The organism is Dyadobacter sp. 32 (genome assembly GCF_902506755.1).
Lineage (GTDB): Bacteria > Bacteroidota > Bacteroidia > Cytophagales > Spirosomataceae > Dyadobacter.
Window position 1 is genome coordinate 4353913 of the sequence record NZ_LR735258.1, and the last position, 17371, is coordinate 4371283.

Consider the following 17371-nt stretch of genomic DNA (forward strand, 5'->3'; position numbering starts at 1 on the left):
CACATCCAGGCCCCGCACTCCTTGATGAATATCATTTTCGAATTTATATTTGCCTGTTTGAAGGATGTGTTGGATTTTTTTTAATCAAGAGAATATATCGGACCAACAGATTACCTGTTAAATTCAAGGGGAATTGTAATTTTTTAAGTAAAAGGATTTGTACCTTTGTAATGCCCGAGCGAACTAAAACATAGTACATGTTCGTTAACACTTTATCAAAAGGAATACGATTTGCAGCCAGCAAACAAACATATTTCTAAAGCATTAGTCTTCTTATGAGCGACGCCATAAAGCATGAATGCGGAATAGCACTTATCCGTCTTAGAAAACCCTACCAATATTATATAGACAAATACGGTACGCCACTTTATGCCGTGCACAAGTTGTCTGTGATGATGGAAAAACAGGTCAACAGGGGCCAGGATGGTGCCGGGGTGGCTAACATTAAAATTGATGTCCCACCTGGTAAAAGATATATCAGCCGATACCGATCCGTAGAACCTCAGCCACTTACGGACATATTTGAAAAAATTCACAAGAAATTCAGGAAAGGCCTGAAAAACAACAGGGACAAGGCATCCGATGCCAAATGGCTACAGGAGAATCTTGCCTTCACGGGTGAAGTTTGGCTTGGTCACCTGCGTTACGGAACACATGGAACCAATGAAGTGGAGAACTGCCACCCCATGTTGCGCCAAAGTAACTGGAGAAGTCGTAATCTGGTCATGGCCGGGAACTTCAACATGACCAATGTGGATGAACTTTTCGGGAAACTGGTTTCGTTGGGACAGCATCCGAAAGAGAAAGTGGATACGGTAACAGTGATGGAAAAAATTGGACATTTCCTGGATGAAGAAAACCAGCGGGTGTTCGAACGATTCAAGGGGATTTACGAAAATCCTACGCTGTCTGACGTTATAGAAGAGAATATTGATCTGCAGCGGTTGCTTTACAGATCTTGTCGTGATTTTGACGGAGGTTACGCCATGTGCGGGCTTACGGGCTACGGCGCTTCCTTTGTAATCAGGGATCCGGCAGGGATTCGCCCGGCTTTTTACTATGCAGACGATGAAGTAGTTGTCGTTGCTTCGGAAAAGCAGGCCATCAAAGCTGCATTTAATGTAAGCTACGATCAGATACAGGAAATTACACCGGGCTCTGCGCTGATCGTCGACAAAAATGGTGAGTATAACGAATTCCCTATCCTGAAGCCATTGGAAAAAAGATCCTGCAGCTTTGAGCGCATCTATTTTTCCCGAGGAACAGATCCCGACATTTACTATGAGCGCAAGCAACTGGGTAAACTTCTGATACCACAAATACTTAAAGAGATCAATTACGATCTTGAAAATACCATTTTCTCCTACATCCCTAATACGGCAGAAACTGCCTTTTTGGGCATGATCGAAGGATTGGAAGAATACCTTGCCAAAAAGCGTAAGCAGGCGATTATGGAAGGGATTCTGTTCGAATCCGATCTGGAACGGGTGCTGTCTTTCCGTCCCCGAATCGAAAAACTGGTCACCAAAGATGTCAAATCTCGAACATTTATTACCGCTGACGCACTTCGGGACGACATGGTATCCAGTGTTTACGATACCACTTTTGAGGTTGTTCGTAAAGGCATTGATACGGTGGTGATCATAGACGACTCCATTGTTAGGGGAACGACACTCGAAAAGAGCATTTTAACAATGCTTGATCGCTTGCAGCCGAAAAAAATAATTGTGGCATCCTCGGCACCGCAAATCCGCTTCCCCGACTGCTACGGTATTGACATGTCGCGTATGAAAGACTTTGTCGCCTTCCGTGCAGTACTTAAGTTGCTTGAAGAACGTGATCTGGACTACCTGCTCGAAGATGTTTACACCCAGTCTGTAACTTCCATCGCTACAAAAAATCCATATCACACCAATTACGTGAAGGCGCTTTACGATCCTTTTACCGACAAGGAGATATCTGACAAAATAGCGGAGATTATACGTCCGAAGGACTTAAATGCGGATCTGTCTGTGGTATTCCAGACTGTTGAAAACCTGCATAAAGCTTGTCCGCAACACTTAGGCGACTGGTACTTTACCGGCAACTACCCTACACTCGGTGGAAACAAAGTGGTAAATAAAGCTTTTGCAAATTCTCATGAAGGCAAGCTCGAGAGAGCGTACTGATATACAATAAGTAAAAAAACCAGCCTTTACATGGGCTGGTTTTTTTGTGCGCGCTGTGTTCAGATGCCCGGTCGGAGGTGGAACCCCTGATGGCATTTGTTCAAAAAAGATGAGACATAATCATACATTTCAATTAACTTGCCCGTTCATAAACCTAAATTCCAATGACTCAATTCAACAAGATGATGAAACTTAAAATCCTGCTGATATGCCTGATGATTGGCGCAGGCAGCGGCTACACTGCGTTAGGCCAGGCAGCGAAAACAGGTACTTTAAATGATATCAGCTTTCTGGATGGACGCTGGCTGGGCACTTACAATGGCGGGCCAATCGAGGCATCCTGGACGGCTCCCGCGGGAAACAATATCGTAGGTTTTATCAGAATGATCAAAAACGATCAGCCTGCTCTTTACGAAATATTCGCCTTTGAGCAAACCGATAAAGGACCTGTGGCATTGATCAAACATTTCAAACCGGGCATGATCTCTTTGGAAGAAAAAGATGTGCGGGACCGTTACCTGTTTATTGAAGCAAAGAAAAACCAGGCATTGTTTGAAAAGGACGATGTGTCTGTGCGGATTATCTATGAGCTTCGTACACAAAACCAGCTGGTGATACAGCGTGGAAAGATGGAAGACGGGAAGTGGGCCTTTGTGGATTTGTTTGTGTTTAAGCGCATTCCATAATACCTGAAATTTCCATTTGTCCCCAAATAGGAAGGAGTGAATATCGATTGCTAACCAAACGGCAACGGATATTCGCTCCTTTTTTATTACCAATGCACCGGAATACAATTACCTATTGTTGTAAGCCCAAAACGGTACAAATTTCGCTGCCCTACCCATCGGCCGCTCAATTTTTCAAAATCAGGTACACTCCAGCGATCAACAATACGGCTCCGGCAACTCGTGGCCAGGTGATCTGATGAACGGCAAACCCCTGAAAACCAAAATGATCAATGGTCATAGCAGCAATCATTTGTCCGGCTATAATGACGCAGATCATGTTGGCAGGCCCCACTTCGCGAATAATGAAAATCACAGTCAGCACGTAAAAGGCACCCATGGCTCCTCCCAGGTAACGGGTCCAGGGTACTTGTTTGAAATCACCAATGCCAGGAACGGGATGTTGATTGAAGCAAAGGAAAGCAATCCCTAAAACCACCAAACCTACCACAAAAGAGGTGAGTGCGGCAAGGATTGGATTATTGAGCGATTCGCGTAATTGTGCATTGACTCCCGATTGCACCGCATTACTGATCCCAATCAGGAATGCAAAAAAAAGAAAGATCCAATTCATATAGAACTATTTGTTCATCTCACTGATGTCATCCGGATCCACGGATCCAAAGTGCCCATATACCCGAAGTATGATGGCAAGCGCAACGGTCACTTCGGCAGCTGCCACCACAATAATAAAGATGGCAAAGAGCTGTCCGCTCAGCCGTTCGGGATCATGCCTGCTAAATGCTACCAAATTCAAATTAACTGCGTTCAGCATGAGTTCGATTCCCAGCAGGATACCGATAAAATGGCGCTTGGTAATGGCAATTGCGAGCCCTGTGCTGAAAAGTGCAGCTGCGACCAAAAGGAAATACTGCAAGGGAATGGATGTCATCGTGCGGGATTTCGATTAAGTGCCAGATACGCTGCACCCACCAATGCTACAAGCAATAAGATGGCGACAATTTCGAACGGCAGTAAATGGCTGGTCATTAATTCTACGCCAATGGTTTTCACAGTAGACTTGCTGCTGTTTATTGCTCCGTTCATTACAAAATTTGCAGACAATATAATATAACTCAGAAAGCCAAATACGGAAATTCCGATTAAAAAACCCCAGAATTCCCGCTTCATTAAAACCAAAACTTTATTCGGGCTCGATGAAGCCGCACCTTTGTTTGCCTTTTGCGTAAGCATGATTCCAAAAATAAGCAGTACCAGAACTCCTCCAACATAGACCATGATTTGGGTAACAGCCAAAAAATCGGCTCCGGCCAAAACATATAAGGCAGCCATGCCAAGAAAAGCTAAAAACAATGCAAACGCAGCATAGATGAGATTTTTAGAAAACAAAATAAACAAAGCCGAAACCACAGCCACTATGGAAAATCCATAAAACGAAAAGGCTTCCAAACTGAAATTATTCATCCTTCTTTGGTTTAGGTTTCATCGTCGGACGGAAAGATGGCTTGGGTGCAACTGGCTCAGGTGCAATTTCTGATGCAGCTGGCGCCTCAATAGGTGCTTCCTTCGGCTTCATCGTCGGGCGGAAAGCTGGCTTGGGAACAGCTGGTTCAGGCGTGACTTCTGATGCAGCTGACGCCTCAGTGGGTGCTACCTTAGGCTTCATCGTTGGGCGGAAAGCTGGCTTGGGAGCTGCTGGTTCAGGCGTAACTTCTGATGCAGCTGACGCCTCAGTGGGTGCTACCTTAGGCTTCATCGTTGGGCGGAAAGCTGGCTTCGCCGTAGCTGGTTCAGGAGTAGCAGCTTCCGACATGGCATGCGCCTCGGCAGATTCTGCCTTCGGTTTCATCGTCGGACGGAACGCCGGCTTGGGTACAACTGGCTCAGATGTAATTTCTGATGCAGCAGGCGCTTCGGCCGGTGCTACTTTTGGCTTTATCGTCGGACGGAAAGGCAACTTTACCGGTTCAGTCTTTACCTCGTTATCCGGTAAATTATTTTCTGCTACAGGTTCAGCAGGCGTTACTACGGGCCGTTTCGGCACAAATGCCTTTTTAGGTACGATCTCCGATGTGGAATTTTCTGTCGGCTCCGCCTCTTCAATCCTGGGTTTGATGGATGGCTTAAAAACAGGCCTGCTGGTGGAAGGCGTGGGTTCGGAGGCAGTAATCGGCTTGGGAGCGGCAGCTTTCAGGGCCTCCTTCTCTTTTTGGAACTGTTCCAGCAACCGACGCTTTTCATCCGCTTCATCCGGCGTCAGATTGGAATAGTTGTAAACCATATCACGCACATCCAGCTCGCTATAATCGAATGTCTTGGTCATGGTAAGACATTCCGTAGGGCAAACCGTGGTGCATAGCCCGCAGTAGCAACATTTAGCCATGTCAATATCGAACCTGGCAGCATAGAGCCGGATTGGGGAACCATCCGACGCCCTACCCACTTCTTCAATGGCCCGAATAGGATCTATCTCAATGCAATCCACGGGGCACACTTTTACACACTTATCGCATACAATACAGTCGTCCATCTCATTGTGAAGACGATAACGACCGTTGTCGGGAATAGCGATTGTTTCGTGTGGATATTGGATGGTAACCATTCCATCCTGCAAATCATAAAAATTGCCAGAGCGGATATCCGTATTTTTGCGCCGGTTACGCGCCTGCCACAAATGGCGTAGCGTGAGGCGCATACCTTTGACCGTGGTACTGATTCCTTCCGATATGTTTTTGAAGTATGTCGACAACGCGGTTGGTGCTGATCTGAATCTTTAAAATATTGCTACTTTTTGAGAAGCCTGCCTCTTTTGCTTTCCTCTACAAAACCCATCACAAAGATAGAGCAAACTAAATAAAAATGAGCCTTTCGATTAAAACCCTTCTAATAACGCTGTCAGTTCGTTCTGAATCGACTGCGTTTTATCGGCAAGATACCAGCGCTGAATATCTTCTGAAAACGCTTTGTATGTCTTTTCAGGATTTGCCTTGTATTCTGCCAAAAGTTTTTGAGCACCGGCCGGACGAGGCCCGTAATTGAACAATTCATGATACTGGCTGTCGACACTTATGAGTTTGGGTATCGACCTACCTCCGTTGGTCAGATACAGATTCATCAGGTCGTGGTTCTCATCCCGCAATAAAAACTTCATTTCGATCAAACTGTTTGCCTTAGCAGCGGTGGCAAGCACGGGGATAATCTGTGCGGCATCACCACACCATGCCTCCGTTAAGATAAACCAGGTTTGCCGAACCTTAATTTTTCCGACAGCCTCTCGAAGCGCAGGCGTCAGTTCAACGGTTTTATTAAGCCGCTGCATCCGATGCAGATTGAGCTTTGTGTAGTAACTCAATTCTTCGGACTGCTGTGGCCCTGTTGTTTTCCCTTCCGCAACTACCTGTTCCATCAACAACATGTATTCCGGGTAAGTATACATATTCCTGACAATTCCGTTTTCAAACAAATACGCAATGGATTTCATAAAGATGTTCTGCCGACAAACAGCCCGTGGTTTACTTGTCGCCTGGTTCATTAAAAATTTCCTGACTTCTGTTACCTAACCAACTCACTTCACTTTCTGTTCACAGTTTTCTATTCAAATAATGATCATAATCGATTTGGGTAGCGATATAATCATGGCTCATCAAAGGGGAGGTAAATATAAAGTCCGCAGTGGCGCGGTTGGACGCAACAGGGATATTCCACACTACGCAAAGCCGCAAGAGGGCTTTAACATCCGGATCATGCGGTTGGGCAGACATGGGATCCCAGAAGAAAATCAAAAGATCGATTCGCTCTTCCGCAATCATGGAACCCACCTGCTGATCGCCTCCCAGGGGGCCACTAAGCAGCCTGATAACCGGCTGGCCCAGGGTTTCCTCCATCAGCTTTCCGGTTGTGCCGGTGCCATAGAGTTCATTTTGGGACAATAATTCGCGGTTCATGTATGCCCAATCAGCCAGTTCAGTTTTTCTGTTGTCGTGGGCCACAAGTGCTATCCGTTTTTTCACCGGAATATTTCGAAAATTTGACATGTCGTTGTGATTTGGTTAAAACCGCCTACCTGACTTTTACTGTTTACTTGCAATTTGAGCGAGGTGGTGGAGAAATTTTTTCGCCAGAATTACCCGGTCAAAGTGCGTTTTTGCATAAATATAACCCTTTTCTCCTTGCCTGCGAAGCAGGTGCTGGTTATCCATACAAAACAATATTTTGGCTGCAAAATCATGCGGTTTCTCCGGCTGAACAAAAATTCCGGCATCAATTTTTTCAATCAGTTGTCGTGATATTCCGTCTATAACCATCAGCACCGGAGTTTTACAGGAAAAATAGTCAAAGGTTTTATTGGAATAAACCGTTTTAAAGATGTCCAGATCTTTCAACACAGATGCGCCCATATCCGCCGCCACAACGTATTTCATCACTTCCGACTTTGGGATACTTTTCATGAATTGTACGTTGGTCAGTTTTCGTTCTGTTGCTGCATTGATCAGTCGCTGTTTCTCAGCACCGTCACCGATCAGCAAAAACCAGACATTTGTTTCTTTTAAAATTTCCGCTGTTTCCAATATCTGAATTAGCTGATTGGCTTCGCCATGTGCTCCTACGTACACAATCAGGAATTTGTTCTCTAAATTATTCTGCTTTCGAAAGGCCGAAATATCCAGCTTTGCCATGACTTCATCGGCATATTTAAAGTCGGCCCCATTGCTAATCAGGATGATTTTTTGTGGGTCAACATTATTTTCATCCATCAGAATTTGTTGGAAGGCGGGGGTGAGCACAGCAACCATCTCTGCTTTTTGGTACAAATAGTTTTCAAGCCAGAAGGAGCCCCAAATAAGTAATGGATTGCTGAGCTTTCCCATTTGTATGGCAGATTCCGGCCATAGATCTCTTACCTCCAATACCAACGGAACACCTTTCACCCAAGAAAGCACCAGCCCGGTTATGCCCACCAGCAAGGGCGGTGAGGTGACAATAATAACATCATATTTTTCTCGTGCATGAAATAACCCTGCCCAGATGCTTGAAAAAGTAAATGAAAAATAAGCCAGAATCCGGCCCAAAATGCCTGCTTTGAAAGGGTCGGAGGCAAAACAGCGGATGACACTGACGCCATGTTTGTTTTTGTTCGATCCAGAAAATCCCTTCGTTTTTGTGGGGTGGCCACTCATGTAGTGGCGGGTACCGGCCAGCACCGTAACATCGTTTCCTTCTTCAATCCACAGGCGGCTCATTTCATTCCAGCGGGAGCCACCTCCCTCACCATCTTCCAGGAAATATTGATGAACAAGCAAAATATGCAATTGCTTACGCATACCCTTTTGGTTTTATAACTGTTTTGATATATCTGCCTGAAGAAGAAAACACCGGACGGCCTACCGGCACCTTTACGCCATAGCTTTCTGCATACCAACCTGCTGTATGTTGGGGGAAAATCTCGGCTCCATCCGACCCGAAAGCTTGAATCACAAATCGTTCCGAAAAAGTATGTCCGGGGTGCCAGATCTGATGCATTGGCAACTGTACAGGTGCCTGCCTGATCCAGTCTTCGATGGTCCAGTGCAGTTGCCCAGGTATCTTGGTAACCTTCCTTTGGTGAACAATCCCCTTTCCCGCACGGCGAAATCCTTCAAATTCTGCTTCAAGGATCACGGCATCGGCTTCAACCTCATAAGACGCCTGGCTTTTCTTAATCCAGTCGAACCAGATAAATCCCGGTCCCTTTCGCATTTGATCATAGTCGCCCAGCATTACAGTATTGTGCGCGGCAGTGCCCGAAAAATAGTCTGTCCAATTCTTCTCCGTGTTGTATAAATAGGTTCCAGCGTCGTGCAGGATGTTTTCCCCATCCGCCCAAATATCCAGATGTAAATGATCGGCCTGAAACGGCCTGGTCTGGTATTTTCCGCATCGTAGAAAAGTGACTGTCTGACGATCGCGAATGACCAGATAGCCTGACTTGGGGAAAGCTGTGACTTGGGGAGTGTGATTAACAACCATCCCTTTTGATTCTACGTTACCAAAAACCTTTCCAATCCAATAAGCTTCTTCCTGCCATATTCCCGCTCCATAGTACAAATCACCTTCCAGCAAAGTCGAAAGCGCATACAGTTGGGGCCGAAAATCCCGGTAATGGCAATCGGTCAGCGGAAAAAACAGCGCTCCATCATTATTCCCGTAATGAGGCAGCCACCCTGTATGCCCATCCTGAAAGCTGGTGAGAAAAAAAATGGATTTTCTTGCACGTTCGTAAACAATCGGCTCCCATTTCTCTCCATTGAGCTCAACAAGCCGTATGGCCCAGGTCAGGAGCTGCACCACCACCCGATGGTAGTTCATCGAAAATTGAAGATAGGCACCCTCATCGTCAATCTGATAGGCTATTTCCTCCTCGAACCACTTTTTACCCTTCCCTTTCCACTGTGCGCTTTCCGGAAAGAAGGGGAACAAAAGTCCGATCAGATACAAACTCAGGGTTTCTGTAAGGGCATGATTATTCCGGACGGCAATTCTGGAAAATTCAATATTTTCCGCCACGTGCTGCATCTGACGATAGATGCTGTTCAGGATGGTATGGAGCCGGGGTTCGGTAAGATTCGCAGACTTCTTATAATAGTGAAGGGCAAAAGTCCAGTTCAACACGCGAAGTGCTATCTCCTGGCTGCAGATCCAGTTTGGCCCACAGTTGACAGGGTTGCCATGGATCCAGCTTTCTATTTTGGATAAAACCAGCTCCGACTGGTCTTCCTTAAAATGAAAATCGTAGCGGACCAGATCGTATAGAAAAGCAAATCGGGATTGTTCCCACACATACTTGATATCGCCGGCTACCGTCGAAATGTCAGAAATATGGGTCCAATGTGCCCGTAAATCATACGCATAGCCGTTCATGGGATTCACATGCCATGCGGCGGTAGGCAACCAGGTCGAATGAAAACAGTAAAGCTTATTTTCTTTCAAAGCTTCTACGCGTTTTTTCAAAACTGAAAAGTCTCCATTGATCTGATCTGGTTTTTCGATGTCAAAGAAAAACCGGGGCGAATCTGAAATCCATTGTTCCTTTGAAACAAAATCCAGCATGGGCTGATTAACCGGAAAGCGCCGCTTCAACAGACCCGACTTTCGCTGAATTTCATACCAAAAACGGAACAGCACATACCGCACGCCCATATCCCGAGCCAGTTGAACGAAAGAAAGTATCTTCATCAAACCCATTTCGTTAGCACCCACATATTATAATTTTATCCAGCCGCCCAGTTTCAAGCTTTCCAATACCGCAAGCGTCGCCCTGGTACTGTTCACGAGTTCGTCAAAAGGAATAATCGGCGCGCCACCTGTTTTCATCCTCTCCAGAAGCTGTCCGAAAAGTGCCTTATGCCCTTTATCCTGAGACAATCGAAGACTGGAAAAATTGCGGAAGCCGTAACCCGTCAGGGTCTGGAAATTATCCAGGATCAATGTGCGTCCCAATGAGCAAACCTCCACTCGCTCCTTGGCATAGGCCTTATGCCCATTGGAAAAATAATGGATGGCAGCGGAGGAGCCATTTTCACAATGCAATAACATGCTAACGTTTTCGGCGGTATCATTCGATTCATTCTCCATGGCACTGGCACATACGGATGATATTTTGCTACCGGTAAGGTAGCATGCCAAATCCACAAAATGACAGCCTTCGCCCAGAATGCGACCGCCCCCTACGTGCCGGTCTATTAGCCAGGAATCGGCAGGAACAAGGCCTGCATTGATCGAAATCGTGACATGCATTAAATGATCACCCAGCAGCGCCTTCATTTTTTGTGCAAAGGGTGAAAACCGCCGGTTAAATCCTACGGTAATGGAGCCCTGGGTTAACCTGGAATCCGTACAGGTTGTAACCAGCTCGGTCAGCTCGCTCTCATGAATTGCCAGCGGTTTTTCAACAAAGACATGTTTACCTCTCTTTAATGCCTCCATGGCCAGGCTTGCATGCAGATCGTGCCTTGTGGTGATCATAACCAAATCCACCTCACTATCTGCCAAAATATCCTGATAATCCGAAGTACTAATTGCAATATTGTATTTTGTGGCAAGCAATGTTCCTGATAATCCGCTGGCACTGGCAATGTATTTGATACGATTGTTTTTAAGTATGGGAAGCACTGTGTTTTTGGTAAAATTACCGGCGCCAATGATACCGATCACACCCTTTCCCGCTTTCGTGTACCCGCTTTGGTGAACTACATTCCGGATGTGCTCAATCTGATTCGGATAAGTAAAAATCGTGGCAACGGCCGTAGTCTTGCTCATGTTGCGATACACCTCACCAAAATCCTCCAACGGCAAATAGCGGGTAGCGATATGCTTCACATCCAGCGCGTGTGTAGAAAGCTGTTGAAGTATCGCTTTAAAATTCCGGTTGGCCGTCCAGCGCACCTGTGCAATCGGGTAGTCAATTCCCTTCTCCTCATAACTTCGGTCATAACGTCCCGCACCATACGAACAGGAGACCTGAAAAGTCAATTCCTTTTCATGAAGGTCAGCACGCGCCATATTCAATCCCACGTCGCCAATCAGGACAACTCTGCCCCGCCTTCTGGCCATGTTAAAAGCCTGAGAAATAATGTCGTTGCTTTTTGAGGAAGCCGTTATCACCACAGCATCTGCCCCAAGCCCGTCAGTCATCGCGTATACAAACCGGTCGGCTGCACCGGAATTCGCATTGTACGTGATGATATTTTTGGTAGCCGCCATCTCCAATCTGTGGTCATCCAGGTCGATACCAATCACCCGACAGCCACTTATCCTAAGTAATTCAGCAGCCAGCAGACCGATCAGTCCCATTCCCAATACCACGACGGTCTCACCCAAGGCAGGATTTACCAGACGTATTCCATGTAAAGCAATGGCCGCGGGCACTGTAAAAACGGCTTCATCATCCGAGACGTTGTCCGGTATCTTCGCTACCAGATTTTTTGGGACACTTACCACTTCCGCATGTGGACCGTTGCTCACGACCCTGTCCCCGATACGGAATTGGGTCACATCGGCCCCAACCGCCATCACCATGCCAACATTGCAATACCCCAGCGCAATGGGTGTATCCAGTTTGCTCCTCACCCCTTTGATCGCCGGCCACCAGCCGTCAGCCCTGATTTTATCAATCAGCATGCCCACCCGCTCGGGCTGAAGAAGTGCTTTTTTAACAAAACTGGCCTTTCCAAACTCAACCAGCATTCGTTCTGTACCCGCTGACACCAGCGATTTCCGCGTTTTGATCAGCACATAACCCGGTTGGATCGCAGGATCCGGAACATTCACCAGGGTAGTTTGCCCGTTACCCAGGTTCTGGATTATCTGTCTCATTTTTATGATTATAGAATGTGTATAGTTTCAATCGCATAGATTATTCACGCCGGAATTCCCCGGAATAAATATCCAAAACTTTTCACAGGTTGAGATCTGTCGCCGAAGGGACTATTATTATTTCAAAAGCCTGAATGCGCAGCTTGTGAAGCACATTTACACACTTTTTGACTTCCGTAGAGTTGAAAGTTGTCCGTGGTTGAGTAAGAGAAATGCGTTTGGCCAAGGAAAGCCGTCCACATGCCCGATGCAATATAAAAAAATATAGAAATTAATGTTGGATCATTATGCACTAAAAATTCTTGCATCGGTAATCCGACTTCTGTTGGCTTCTAAAAATTCACAAAAAAGCCTGATCTGAGCCTCCTGAAAAGAAAAGTCAACCGATTGATCATAATCTTCCTGAAATACTGCTTTAAAATCGGTTATCACATACCGCAACGTCCTGATGCCTTTTGAGCGCAATGCGGGTAGGTAAAAGTTCTGATGACTCCGGGCAAAGCAGCCGGGCCGGTAAGCCGACGTCGTTTTGATATCCACAGCCAGCAGTTTTCCAATCACATCCACATACCCGTACAGCAAAACCTTGTCCAGTTGATATTCACAATACACCTGGGTTTTGATCATCGGACGTGGTAGCAACATCCTTACTTTTTGAAGGATTTCAGGATCGAACGCCTCTTCGCCGGTTCCCTTGATCACTGCTTCTTCGAAAGATGCACCTTTTACCTGGGCAAGGGTTTTGGGTACCGGAACCCGATTAATTCGGTTGATCAGCTCCGTATCATCCATATAGCCCTTGTGATAACGGTCAAAAACGTTGAGAAGTGTTGGGTAAAGGCGGTATGTGATGGTTGTCAAAATAGTGGGTTTTAGTTTTTATAATTTACCGGCGGGGGCGTTTGCCCAGCCTGTGCGTAATGGAGACAGAAAGCAGGCTGAACTTATCATTCGGCGTATCACTGTACGATTCTGCTTCTTCCGGATTGATCAACCGTTGCCCCGAGGTGGCGTCTGCTTTATCGGTCCGGATCCAATAGAAGCGAAAATCAAGTCCTAACAGCCATCTTTCCATCAATTCATAGTCCAGGCACATGCCTACGGGCAATATCCCTTCCCGGGTTTTGGCGATGCCCATGGGCCCGCTCGGTGGCCCCCATCGCAGAAAAAGTGGATTTCTGGCGCTCAGGCTGCTGTTGGTGTATCTTACAAGCTGATCGGTATCCAGGTCAAATGCATTGGAACTGAAAACCATCAGACCAACGCCTCCATAGATGCTGAAATCACAATCTCCCTTTTCACGCCCCCTGAACTGTTCTGTCAGATTCCATTTTGCCAAAAGTTCCACCGTGTTGTACTCGTTAACAAAATAGGAGTTAAAAAATTCCCTCTTTTCGCCGCCCAGTTTGCCGAAAGAATATTCGAGGCGAAGGTCCAGTTTACGATTGAGCGACCTGCTTAAAGCCAGCCCCGCCATGCTCCTCATGTGCTGGCTGTTCAGCTCACCATAAAATTGTGTAAGTCCGGTATGGGCCGATAGGGCATAATGCGAAATTTCCTTGTGAAAAGCAGTGTTTTTACGTGCCGAAGGCTTACCTCCCTGACCGTGAGCGGGTAAGGATAACAGGAAAATAAAGATACCGCGAAGTAAATCTTTATAAAACATGTCTGATTGATGAAGTGACTACCCGACAAATATAAAAATATCGGCTAATAAGTTGTACTTTTTGTATCTTAAATCATTGGGTTACAATTTTTTTGCATGTTCTCACCTTCCAGACATTCGTAACCGTTAGTTTTGCACCTTATTTCAATTGATCTGATTCAGGCATGAGCGTAGTACCCTACAAGGACAAGGATGGGAGTAAGAGAGAACAGGTGGCCGAAATGTTCGACAATATTTCACCTAAATATGATCTGCTCAATCATGTACTGAGCGGCGGCGTGGACATATATTGGCGTAAGCGTGCCGTGAAGCTCCTGCGTAAGCAACAGCCCAAAGTAATATTGGATATAGCCACCGGCACCGGCGATTTTGCCATAGAAGCACTGTCGCTTAAGCCGGACAAAATAGTCGGTGTGGACATTTCGGAGGGTATGCTCGCCGTGGGACGCGAAAAAATCGCTAAAATAGGAAAGCAAAATATCATCACATTACAGACCGGCGATTCCGAAAGTTTAACTTTTGAGGACAATTATTTCGACGCCGTTATCGTTTCGTTTGGAGTACGTAACTTCCAGAATTTACTGGCCGGGTTGACTGAGATGAACCGCGTGATGAAACCCAACGGAACCTGTGTGGTGGTAGAGTTTTCAAAACCACGAAGTTTTCCGTTCAAACAGCTGTACAACGGTTACTTTAAATACATTTTACCCCTGATCGGTAAAACGATCTCGAAGGATAGCTCAGCGTACACCTATTTGCCCGAATCCGTCCAGGCGTTCCCGGATGGCGAGGCTTTCCTTGAAATTTATAACAAAGCAGGTTTTAAAAACACTAAATGCATACCACTTACCTTCGGGATTTGTTCCATTTACATCGGGCACAAGTAATTATCTTTATGCTTCTCGCGGTTTCGGTTCACGAAGCCTGTGCACAGAGCATTGGTTATCGCCGCAAGCATCTGGAACATTACGACGACAAACCCATTCACTACGGTATACTTTTTGCCGTGCCCTTCACCCGGTATAACGTGAGCCACAACGCAGATTTCGTCAATAAGGATTCCGCCTTTGTCATCGAATCGCCGAACCAGGGTGCCTTCCGCATGGGCTTTACGATCAATGCATACCTCAACGACCGGTTTGACCTTCGCACCACGCCGTCCGTTTCCCTTTATGACCGGCAGGTGAAATACCGCTACGCAGGAGGTGTTACCAAAATGGAAAGGAGGGAGTCCACCTGGATAGAAATTCCTTTGCTGCTCAAATACAAGTCGGAGCGCCGGGTAAATTCACGGATGTACATGATAGCCGGCGTGACCCTGGGCATAGAGACTAATGTGAAAAGAAACCGGGGTGCAGCTTCATCCGGCAGGCTCGATACGAAAACGTCCGACTTCTCCATTGACTACGGTGTTGGCTACGAACAGTTTTTTGAGTACTTCAAATTCACCCCTGAGTTGCGCTTTTCTCATGGACTTCCGAATGTATTTGTCCCCAACAAAAATTCTTTGGGAACGGGTATTAATCGGTTAACGACCCACACCGTTACCCTGTATTTAAATTTCGAATAGAACAATATTGATATTCAGCACCTTATAAATTTTTTCAATTTTTTTTCAAAAAACATTTGCGGAATTAAAAACAGTCGTGCATATTTGCACTCCCAAACGACGACAACGGTCGCCAAAAACATGGGAGTTTAGCTCAGTTGGTTCAGAGCATCTGCCTTACAAGCAGAGGGTCGGGGGTTCGAATCCCTCAACTCCCACAAGAAAAAACGCTTTCAACGTAAGTTGGAGGCGTTTTTTGGTTTTGGGGTAATTGATTTTGGCTCGCGAATTTCTGAGCTTAGATGGGTAGAAATCGTTGGTATTGAACTCACATAGTAAGAGTTCAGGCGCACTGTGGGATATCAGGAAGATATGGAAGGTGATGCGGATTGTGGAGGATGCACCGGCGAAGTGAGATTATAAAAGTTGAGAAAATGGCCCTAACATCACATTCAAAACAGTTTTTTCTTGCTGCTGCCAAGTACATATTGTTTATGTCATTGGCATACATTGGTTTCTCCTGTGATGAAAAGAGACAGCCCTATTACAAAGAAGCTTGTAGCAAGAGCACCGTTGGGATGGATTTAGAGTCAATCACAGATTGGGATACTATTTCCAGCGGGGAGATAAAAATCAACCGAAACGTTGGCATGATGAACTACGGAATGCCAGTTCAGCTAAATACGTATGGGCCAATACTATTCGGAAACGGAACTAGTAAAAGCACTGTTGATTTCAACGTACACGGAACAATAGCGATTGCAGTTTCAAGCTTTGCCGGATTGGTTACAATAAACTGGGAGAATAAGAAACGATTAGAGGGATTAGGAAATAACTTCTACTTAACTGATTTTTTGGGAGGCTTGAACCTGAGCCAAAGCGATACTGCAAAAACAAAATTGAGTTTTTCCCAATGTCAAATTGGAGGGCAATTTTATGCTGCTATCGTAAATGATGATTTGAGTTTGTCTGGCAACAATTTTTGCGGCGATGCAATTTTTTACGGTACTTCTCCTGTAAAAAACAGTACCTCGCTAATAGACTTGGAAGGATGTAGCTTTCGCGGTGACACTTTAACGTTCCATCAACTTCATCTCGAAACACCTCCAGATCTCACCTTTTGTTTGCTTCCAGAATACCTTGTCTTTTCGAATTTTCGAAATTTGCAATGGAAAGAGCCGTTAGATCTGCGGACATGTCGTATATCCGGAAACGACGCGATCAGATCGCCTGCTAAATGCAAGCTTAGATTTGAAGCGAGCTCAGAGTCTGGTTACTATAGACTAGATGCATCGAAATTTATTATTCCTTATGATAAGTTTGAGATCGAATTTGGTGAAAAAACAACGCCATACCAACGCTTGAAAATACTTGGCGAGGTAAGGGAAAGTTGCAAAAAACAGGGTATGACCTATGACTACGGCAAGTGGGATATCATATATCGTAAACTTGATAACATTGATCAATGGAGTCATTGGGGGAAAATAATGAACTTCACACAGAGTATCTGGTGGAATTTCGGATATTCTGAATGGATCATTGTGGTTTTCTGGATGCCCTTTTTCTTTTTGCTGTTTTGGTGTATCAACTTTCTGAAAATTAGGCACATTGTTACCCACATCTATTTCGACGGCGATCTTGGTGGCAATTTTGTCAATGTTCCCCAGTTGAAAAACGACACACTTTTCGAAGTACGGCTTGACAAAGCATCAGATAGATGGTCATATTCATTCTTTTTAACGGCCGTACTGTATTTCGGCCTCAAACTTAAACATGAAGCTGTTAATTATCGTAATGGCGGAGGAATGGCATATATCTACTTTATGTATTTTGTTGGCCTTTTCCATGTCGCTTACGCTTTTGCTTTTTTCTTCAAGTAAGTCGCCTGATAATTGCTCAACAATAGAAAAAACATTCAATCAAAGCTCAGGGAACTTAAACAATGACAAAA

At 45.5% G+C, this 17371-nt stretch carries 16 protein-coding genes and 1 tRNA gene; 6 read left to right on the forward strand and 11 right to left on the reverse strand.

Annotated features, from left to right (window positions below; translation table 11 throughout):
- The first annotated feature begins 275 nt into the window (after positions 1-275).
- Entirely contained in the window at positions 276-2168 is a 1893-nt protein-coding gene (locus DYADSP32_RS17605) for an amidophosphoribosyltransferase (RefSeq protein WP_149241518.1), read from the forward strand.
- A 215-nt stretch (positions 2169-2383) separates the two neighbouring features.
- A complete protein-coding gene (locus DYADSP32_RS17610) occupies positions 2384-2854 on the forward strand; it encodes a DUF6265 family protein (protein ID WP_149244790.1) in 471 nt (156 codons plus the stop codon).
- 166 nt (positions 2855-3020) lie between these two features.
- Here DYADSP32_RS17610 and DYADSP32_RS17615 read toward each other — a convergent pair whose 3' ends face one another.
- From DYADSP32_RS17615 to DYADSP32_RS17665, 11 genes are all read right to left on the reverse strand, one after another.
- A complete protein-coding gene (locus DYADSP32_RS17615; protein WP_149241517.1) occupies positions 3021-3467 on the reverse strand; it encodes a DMT family transporter in 447 nt (148 codons plus the stop codon).
- 6 nt (positions 3468-3473) lie between these two features.
- Entirely contained in the window at positions 3474-3785 is a 312-nt protein-coding gene (gene nuoK, locus DYADSP32_RS17620) for an NADH-quinone oxidoreductase subunit NuoK (RefSeq protein WP_149241516.1), read from the reverse strand.
- Complete coding sequence (locus tag DYADSP32_RS17625) at positions 3782-4318, reverse strand: NADH-quinone oxidoreductase subunit J (protein WP_414617871.1); 537 nt, start codon at positions 4316-4318, stop codon at positions 3782-3784. The genes nuoK and DYADSP32_RS17625 overlap by 4 nt, the downstream gene beginning before the upstream one ends.
- Positions 4311-5603 (reverse strand): 4Fe-4S binding protein, encoded by a 1293-nt coding sequence (locus DYADSP32_RS17630; RefSeq protein WP_414617872.1) that lies wholly within the window; start codon positions 5601-5603, stop codon positions 4311-4313. Before DYADSP32_RS17630 ends, DYADSP32_RS17625 begins: the two co-directional genes overlap by 8 nt.
- A gap of 123 nt (positions 5604-5726) precedes the next feature.
- Positions 5727-6335 (reverse strand): thioredoxin family protein, encoded by a 609-nt coding sequence (locus DYADSP32_RS17635; RefSeq protein ID WP_149241515.1) that lies wholly within the window; start codon positions 6333-6335, stop codon positions 5727-5729.
- 100 nt (positions 6336-6435) lie between these two features.
- On the reverse strand, positions 6436-6888 hold the full coding sequence (locus tag DYADSP32_RS17640) for a methylglyoxal synthase (protein WP_149241514.1): 453 nt from the start codon (positions 6886-6888) through the stop codon (positions 6436-6438).
- Positions 6889-6924: 36 nt separating this feature from the next.
- Positions 6925-8175 (reverse strand): glycosyltransferase family 4 protein, encoded by a 1251-nt coding sequence (locus DYADSP32_RS17645; RefSeq protein ID WP_414617873.1) that lies wholly within the window; start codon positions 8173-8175, stop codon positions 6925-6927.
- Entirely contained in the window at positions 8168-10090 is a 1923-nt protein-coding gene (locus DYADSP32_RS17650) for an alginate lyase family protein (protein ID WP_414617874.1), read from the reverse strand. Before DYADSP32_RS17650 ends, DYADSP32_RS17645 begins: the two co-directional genes overlap by 8 nt.
- Before the next feature lie 3 nt (positions 10091-10093).
- Positions 10094-12205: a bi-domain-containing oxidoreductase gene (locus DYADSP32_RS17655; protein ID WP_149241513.1), complete on the reverse strand. Its 2112-nt coding sequence runs from the start codon at positions 12203-12205 to the stop codon at positions 10094-10096.
- A 285-nt stretch (positions 12206-12490) separates the two neighbouring features.
- Positions 12491-13066 carry a hypothetical protein gene (locus tag DYADSP32_RS17660; protein ID WP_414617875.1) on the reverse strand — a complete coding sequence of 192 codons (576 nt, stop codon included), beginning with the start codon at positions 13064-13066 and terminating at the stop codon, positions 12491-12493.
- Between the two features lie 25 nt (positions 13067-13091).
- On the reverse strand, positions 13092-13871 hold the full coding sequence (locus DYADSP32_RS17665; RefSeq protein ID WP_149241511.1) for a hypothetical protein: 780 nt from the start codon (positions 13869-13871) through the stop codon (positions 13092-13094).
- Between the two features lie 164 nt (positions 13872-14035).
- On the opposite strand from DYADSP32_RS17665, the gene ubiE reads away from it, so the two are divergent.
- The 4 genes from ubiE to DYADSP32_RS17685 all read left to right on the forward strand — a co-directional run bounded on the left by ubiE (position 14036) and on the right by DYADSP32_RS17685 (position 17300).
- Positions 14036-14758, forward strand: coding sequence for a bifunctional demethylmenaquinone methyltransferase/2-methoxy-6-polyprenyl-1,4-benzoquinol methylase UbiE (gene ubiE, locus DYADSP32_RS17670; RefSeq protein WP_149241510.1), 723 nt, complete (start codon positions 14036-14038; stop codon positions 14756-14758).
- 8 nt (positions 14759-14766) lie between these two features.
- A complete protein-coding gene (locus DYADSP32_RS17675; RefSeq protein ID WP_414618170.1) occupies positions 14767-15441 on the forward strand; it encodes a porin family protein in 675 nt (224 codons plus the stop codon).
- A gap of 122 nt (positions 15442-15563) precedes the next feature.
- Positions 15564-15638: transfer RNA gene (locus DYADSP32_RS17680), tRNA-Val, on the forward strand.
- Between the two features lie 216 nt (positions 15639-15854).
- Complete coding sequence (locus DYADSP32_RS17685) at positions 15855-17300, forward strand: hypothetical protein (protein ID WP_149241508.1); 1446 nt, start codon at positions 15855-15857, stop codon at positions 17298-17300.
- Positions 17301-17371: the final 71 nt, after the last annotated feature.

What these genes read in the sequence shown, in the direction of transcription:
- DYADSP32_RS17605 (WP_149241518.1), top strand. Translation starts at nt 276, where the DNA reads ATGAGCGACGCCATAAAGCATGAATGCGGAATAGCACTTATCCGTCTT.
- DYADSP32_RS17610 (WP_149244790.1), top strand. Translation starts at nt 2,384, where the DNA reads ATGATTGGCGCAGGCAGCGGCTACACTGCGTTAGGCCAGGCAGCGAAA.
- DYADSP32_RS17615 (WP_149241517.1), bottom strand. Translation starts at nt 3,467, where the DNA reads ATGAATTGGATCTTTCTTTTTTTTGCATTCCTGATTGGGATCAGTAAT.
- nuoK (WP_149241516.1), bottom strand. Translation starts at nt 3,785, where the DNA reads ATGACATCCATTCCCTTGCAGTATTTCCTTTTGGTCGCAGCTGCACTT.
- DYADSP32_RS17625 (WP_414617871.1), bottom strand. Translation starts at nt 4,318, where the DNA reads ATGAATAATTTCAGTTTGGAAGCCTTTTCGTTTTATGGATTTTCCATA.
- DYADSP32_RS17635 (WP_149241515.1), bottom strand. Translation starts at nt 6,335, where the DNA reads ATGAAATCCATTGCGTATTTGTTTGAAAACGGAATTGTCAGGAATATG.
- DYADSP32_RS17640 (WP_149241514.1), bottom strand. Translation starts at nt 6,888, where the DNA reads ATGTCAAATTTTCGAAATATTCCGGTGAAAAAACGGATAGCACTTGTG.
- DYADSP32_RS17645 (WP_414617873.1), bottom strand. Translation starts at nt 8,175, where the DNA reads ATGCGTAAGCAATTGCATATTTTGCTTGTTCATCAATATTTCCTGGAA.
- DYADSP32_RS17655 (WP_149241513.1), bottom strand. Translation starts at nt 12,205, where the DNA reads ATGAGACAGATAATCCAGAACCTGGGTAACGGGCAAACTACCCTGGTG.
- DYADSP32_RS17665 (WP_149241511.1), bottom strand. Translation starts at nt 13,871, where the DNA reads ATGTTTTATAAAGATTTACTTCGCGGTATCTTTATTTTCCTGTTATCC.
- ubiE (WP_149241510.1), top strand. Translation starts at nt 14,036, where the DNA reads ATGAGCGTAGTACCCTACAAGGACAAGGATGGGAGTAAGAGAGAACAG.
- DYADSP32_RS17675 (WP_414618170.1), top strand. Translation starts at nt 14,767, where the DNA reads ATGCTTCTCGCGGTTTCGGTTCACGAAGCCTGTGCACAGAGCATTGGT.
- DYADSP32_RS17685 (WP_149241508.1), top strand. Translation starts at nt 15,855, where the DNA reads ATGGCCCTAACATCACATTCAAAACAGTTTTTTCTTGCTGCTGCCAAG.